7 protein-coding genes are annotated in these 4,449 nt (G+C 69.8%); 5 read left to right on the forward strand and 2 right to left on the reverse strand.

Features of this window, described 5'->3' with window-relative positions; all coding sequences use genetic code 11:
* Positions 1 to 95: transposase domain-containing protein (locus J2S22_RS30960; protein ID WP_370878180.1), on the forward strand; the 95-nt coding region annotated here is incomplete at its 5' end.
* A 250-nt stretch (positions 96 to 345) separates the two neighbouring features.
* Here J2S22_RS30960 and J2S22_RS30765 read toward each other — a convergent pair.
* Positions 346 to 630, reverse strand: coding sequence for a hypothetical protein (locus tag J2S22_RS30765; RefSeq protein ID WP_272780868.1), 285 nt, complete (start codon positions 628 to 630; stop codon positions 346 to 348).
* 135 nt (positions 631 to 765) lie between these two features.
* Here J2S22_RS30765 and J2S22_RS30770 point away from each other — a divergent pair, with 135 nt between their 5' ends.
* The gene (locus J2S22_RS30770) at positions 766 to 1,194 is read left to right on the forward strand and encodes a metallopeptidase family protein (RefSeq protein WP_272780869.1); all 429 of its coding nucleotides are present in this window, start codon (positions 766 to 768) and stop codon (positions 1,192 to 1,194) included.
* A 4-nt stretch (positions 1,195 to 1,198) separates the two neighbouring features.
* Here J2S22_RS30770 and J2S22_RS30775 read toward each other — a convergent pair whose 3' ends face one another.
* A complete protein-coding gene (locus tag J2S22_RS30775) occupies positions 1,199 to 1,810 on the reverse strand; it encodes a hypothetical protein (protein ID WP_272780870.1) in 612 nt (203 codons plus the stop codon).
* Between the two features lie 148 nt (positions 1,811 to 1,958).
* On the opposite strand from J2S22_RS30775, the gene J2S22_RS30780 reads away from it, so the two are divergent.
* The 3 genes from J2S22_RS30780 to leuD all read left to right on the forward strand — a co-directional run bounded on the left by J2S22_RS30780 (position 1,959) and on the right by leuD (position 3,537).
* Positions 1,959 to 2,342, forward strand: coding sequence for a DUF6152 family protein (locus tag J2S22_RS30780; protein ID WP_272780871.1), 384 nt, complete (start codon positions 1,959 to 1,961; stop codon positions 2,340 to 2,342).
* Positions 2,343 to 2,348: 6 nt separating this feature from the next.
* A complete protein-coding gene (locus J2S22_RS30785; RefSeq protein ID WP_272780872.1) occupies positions 2,349 to 2,807 on the forward strand; it encodes a DUF6644 family protein in 459 nt (152 codons plus the stop codon).
* Between the two features lie 124 nt (positions 2,808 to 2,931).
* Positions 2,932 to 3,537 carry a 3-isopropylmalate dehydratase small subunit gene (gene leuD, locus J2S22_RS30790; RefSeq protein ID WP_272780873.1) on the forward strand — a complete coding sequence of 202 codons (606 nt, stop codon included), beginning with the start codon at positions 2,932 to 2,934 and terminating at the stop codon, positions 3,535 to 3,537.
* Positions 3,538 to 4,449 lie beyond the last annotated feature (912 nt).

Here is a 4,449-nt window from a genome sequence, read left to right on the forward strand (position 1 = left end):
TCACCCGGATCGTCGACGGCCACCCCAACAGCCGCATCGACGACCTGCTGCCCTGGGCCTACGCCCCGCCGCAAGCCCTCAAAGCCGTGGCCTGACCACAACGCTTACGCGGCAGGGCCGAAGCCACGCCGATTGTCTTCGACACACCGAATCGCTGCGCCGGTCGCGCGGCCGGCGCCGGCAGACGCGCAGGCTTCTGGCGCACGGTTCTGTCCGACGCTTGCCGATGCTTCAGGAACGATGGCGGGACGTGGTCTCTCGCGGCCGGACGCGGCGCGCGCGAGCATCAGCGCCCCGGTCTCTCGGAGGCGGGTCGACGGCCGTCGGCGCAAATGCGGACGAAAATCAGCGATAGCCCCAGCGGCAGCGCATCTGCGGCACGATCACGGTGCCGCTCGGCCGGTTCTCCACCGCCAGCCAGTCCTCGCACAGCCGCACGAGCTGGCGATTCGGGTTGACCTGGATCCGGGTCGGACCGCGCGTGGCCCGCCGGGCCTGGGCACGCTCCTCGGCGGCTTGGCCGTTGTCCCACGACTGCGCCGTGGCCGGCCGGATGTCCGCCGCCACAAGGCCCACCGCGACCGCTCCGATCGCGATCACTCCGGATGCAATGCCCGCGATGTCGCGCATGGCCCGCCCCTCCTGTCCCTCAGCAACCTCGCGCACCGCTGCGCGTCGTGTCAATCTGGCGCCGCCGAGATGCCACGATGTGTGCCTTCCCGGTCGCACCCGGTGGGCCGCAGGCCTCGATCGACGGACGACATCATGAGCGAAAACCCGCTATCCGATCCGATCGCCTGGCGAAACGCCAAGGCGCCATCCCTCGACGAGCTCGAGGTGATGGCCGCCGAGGTGTTCCGGGGCCTTCCCGCCCGGTTCCGCAGCATGTGCGAAGGCGTCGTCATCCAGGTCGACGACTTTCCGAGCGACGAGGTCCTGGACCATATGGGCCTCGAGAGCGAGTTCGATCTGCTCGGGCTCTTCCAGGGCATCGGCCTGCCGTTCCGTTCGGACAGCGCGCCGGTTCAGATGCCCAACATGATCTGGCTCTATCGCAGGCCGATCCTCGACTATTGGGCCGAGCACGACGAGACCCTCGGGGCCATCGTCCGGCACGTGCTGGTGCACGAGATCGGTCACCATTTCGGCCTGTCCGACGACGACATGGCGGGGATCGAGAAGGCCGCGGGGTGAGCGGTCAGACCGTCGGCGGTCGCGGCCGGGCGAGCTGGCGCACCGCCTCCTCGGCACGGCGCACCGCGGGGATGCCGCGCCACCAGTCAGCGATCTCGCGCGGATCGCCGTCGGAATCGCGGTCGCTGCCGCGGCTGACCTTCAGGTGGCCGTAGCCGGCGTCGCGGTCGGCCCGTTCGACCGCCGTGATCTCGTCGCCGAAATGGCTGGTCGCGCTGCGCCACGGCCGGGCGACGAGCGTGACCAGGCGCTGATCGGTGACGACATGGACCGAGCGCGACGCCTTCAGGGCGGCGACGAGCGGCGCGCTCAGCATGGCGAAGCCGATCAGCACGAAGGGGAGGCCGAACAGGCCGAAGACGATCCCCATCCAATGCGGCAGGTCGCCGCCGGCGGGGTCGTGGCCCCACAGTCCGAGCGCGAGGCCGACGACGGCCGTCTCCCAGAACACCGAGAACACCGTCCACGGGATCCCGAACAGGAAGATCAGCAGCGTCGGCGGCACAGCGTCGCGGGGTCTCGGCTGGCCCGCATAGAGGACGCGCTCGTGGGCGCCGAGCTCCCGCCGGACCGCGTCCTGCACATCCCGCGGAAGAGACAGAAGGTCACCGCTCATGGCCGCAGTGTACCGCAGCGGCCGTGAACGGATCGTCACGCGCCCCGACGCCGGAGCCGGCGCGGGCCATCGCCCTTCCGCCCTGTCCGGTTCCCACCTATCTGTCCGAAGCCCCCGGCGCTACGGCGCCTCTTCGACGGAGACCGACATGCCCCCGCTGGTCCGCTTCGCCGTCCGCTCCTGGCGCCTCTTCACCCCCCTGCTGTTCGCGGGCCTGCTGCTGCTCCCGCCGTCGGCGCGCGCTCATCACGGCTGGGGCTCCTACGACGCCGACAAGCCGATGACCATCGAGGCGGCGATCGAGGAGGTGACCATCGGCAATCCGCACGGCAGCATGGTGCTGGTCCACGGCGGCCGACGCTGGGAAATCATTCTGGCTCCGCCGTCGCGCATGAACGCCCGTGGGGCGACCAGCCAGGTCGTCGCGAAGGGGCGGCCCGTGAAGGCCTATGGCTATCCGCGCCGCGACGGCACCGCCGAGATGCGGGCCGAGTGGATCGAGATCGACGGCAAACGCTACGAGCTGCGCTGACGCGGCGTGTCCGGTCTCCTCGCGGCCCTGGAAGGGTCGGGCTTCGCGGCGCAGGTCCGCGAGTCGATCGTCCTGTATCCGGCCGCCAACGTTCTGCACGTGCTCGCCGTGATGGTGTTCTTCGCCGGCGTGGCGGCGATGGATCTGCGGATCCTCGGCCTGCTGCCCGGGCCGGACCCGGCCCGGGTGGTGGCGCGGCTGCGGCCGCTGTCCGCCGCCGCGCTGGGCGTGATCGTCGCGAGCGGCGTGCTCCTGTTTCTGCCGGAGGCGACCCGGACCGCCGGCAACCCGGCGTTTCTGGCGAAGCTCGTCGCGATCGGGGTCGCCGTGATCAATCTCGCCGTGAACGATCTCGCGTCCCGGCGAGGCACCGGACACGCGATGCTCGTCCGCGCGACCGCCGCCGTGTCGCTCGCGCTGTGGCTCGTCGTCGCCGCCCTCGGCCGGCTGATCGCGTATGTCTGAGCGAAGCCGGACGCGCGGAGCGCCCGAGGGCCCGGGTCGGGACCCGAGCTTGACCGGAGGGCGACGAACGTCCATCAAAAGGGCACTTTCGCACTTCGACACCGCCGATCGCAGGACGACCCGCATGGACAAGTTCACGACCCTCGAAGGCATCGCCGCGCCGCTGCGGACCATCAACGTCGACACCGACGCGATCATCCCGAAGCAGTACCTCAAGACCATCAAGCGCACCGGCCTCGGCAAGGGCCTGTTCGCCGAGAAGCGGTTCCGCGACGACGGCTCGGAGAACCCCGACTTCGTGCTGAACAAGCCGGCCTACCGCAACGCCACCATCCTGGTCGCGGGCGACAACTTCGGTTGCGGCTCGTCGCGCGAGCACGCGCCGTGGGCGCTGCTCGACTACGGCATCCGGGCCGTGATCTCGACCTCGTTCGGCGACATCTTCTACAACAACTGCTTCAAGAACGGCGTGCTGCCGATCCGGGTGTCGCCCGAGGATCTGGAGAAGCTGTTCGACGACGCCGAGCGCGGCGCCAATGCGCGTCTCACCATCGATCTCGAGAACCAGGAGATCCGCGGTCCGGACGGCGGCCGCATCACGTTCGAGGTCGACCCGCATCGCAAGCACTGCATGCTCAACGGTCTAGACGACATCGGCTTGACGCTCGAAAAGGCGCCCAAGATCGCCGGCTTCGAGAGCAGGATGAAGGACGTCCGTCCCTGGGCGTGAGCCGAAGCCGCACGCATTCCGAGAATCGGCGATGGCCGGGGCATGCCCCGGCCATTTGCATGTCGGCGGCAGGTCGCCGGCACCGAAGGCCTCGGCCGGCCGGAGGGCGGCCGAAAACCGCCCGCCCGGCGCGCCGGGTTGCGCGGCCGTCGGACCAACCGCCTTGAGCCGACCCGTCACCCTGAGGTGACCGGCGCAGCCGGGCCTCGAAGGATGCGGCCTGGGCCGTCGCCCACCAATCGCGAGTGTGCTCGAGACCGGCACAAAAAATCGGCCAGCCAATTTGCCATGGCCCGGGCTCTGCCCGAGCTCGTCCGGGGGACGGTGAGAGTCAGGACGGGAGGCCGCGAGTATCACCCGGCTGGCGGACGGGCCGTCCGGTCTGCCGGCGCGAAGGGGCCGCGGACCGGATCTGGTCGGGCTGACCGCGCCATCGAACCGGCACCTGGTCTGCGGGAACACGCCGCGTCGTCGGGTGCGGCTGAACGGGACGGCCCGGCGCGCGCTGCACATTCTCCCCATTTGTTGGCAGAAAATAGCATGCGGCGGGGCTCGTCCCGACCCTGTCCGGGAGCCTCCGGGCCCTCCGAACCCGCCCCGAACGGTCGGCCCGGCTGCCACTGCGACGCCCCACGGGCCGGCTGCACGACAAATAATCTCGTTCTATCAAGGGCTAAGACAAAATCGAACCAAACCGCGATTTAGGCTGTTGACTCCCATCCGGGGGAGGCGCATATAAGCGTCATCACGGGCCGCCGCCGCCTCGGCGCGATGGCGCATCCCTGGAGTTCCTCACTAAGGCGTGGAACGCTGATCTCCGGCTCTGGTCGGGGCGGCGTTTTGTCGTCGGGGGTTCCGGGCCGTGGGTGCGGGTTCTTCCTGCACCATAGGGTGAGGGGCTTTTGCTCCGCG

This window comes from Rhodoplanes tepidamans, assembly GCF_030813915.1.
GTDB classification, from domain to species: Bacteria; Pseudomonadota; Alphaproteobacteria; order Rhizobiales; family Xanthobacteraceae; genus Rhodoplanes; species Rhodoplanes tepidamans.

Coding starts and splice junctions, on each gene's coding strand:
- J2S22_RS30765 (WP_272780868.1), bottom strand. CDS start 630: ATGCGCGACATCGCGGGCATTGCATCCGGAGTGATCGCGATCGGAGCG.
- J2S22_RS30770 (WP_272780869.1), top strand. CDS start 766: ATGAGCGAAAACCCGCTATCCGATCCGATCGCCTGGCGAAACGCCAAG.
- J2S22_RS30780 (WP_272780871.1), top strand. CDS start 1,959: ATGCCCCCGCTGGTCCGCTTCGCCGTCCGCTCCTGGCGCCTCTTCACC.
- J2S22_RS30775 (WP_272780870.1), bottom strand. CDS start 1,810: ATGAGCGGTGACCTTCTGTCTCTTCCGCGGGATGTGCAGGACGCGGTC.
- leuD (WP_272780873.1), top strand. CDS start 2,932: ATGGACAAGTTCACGACCCTCGAAGGCATCGCCGCGCCGCTGCGGACC.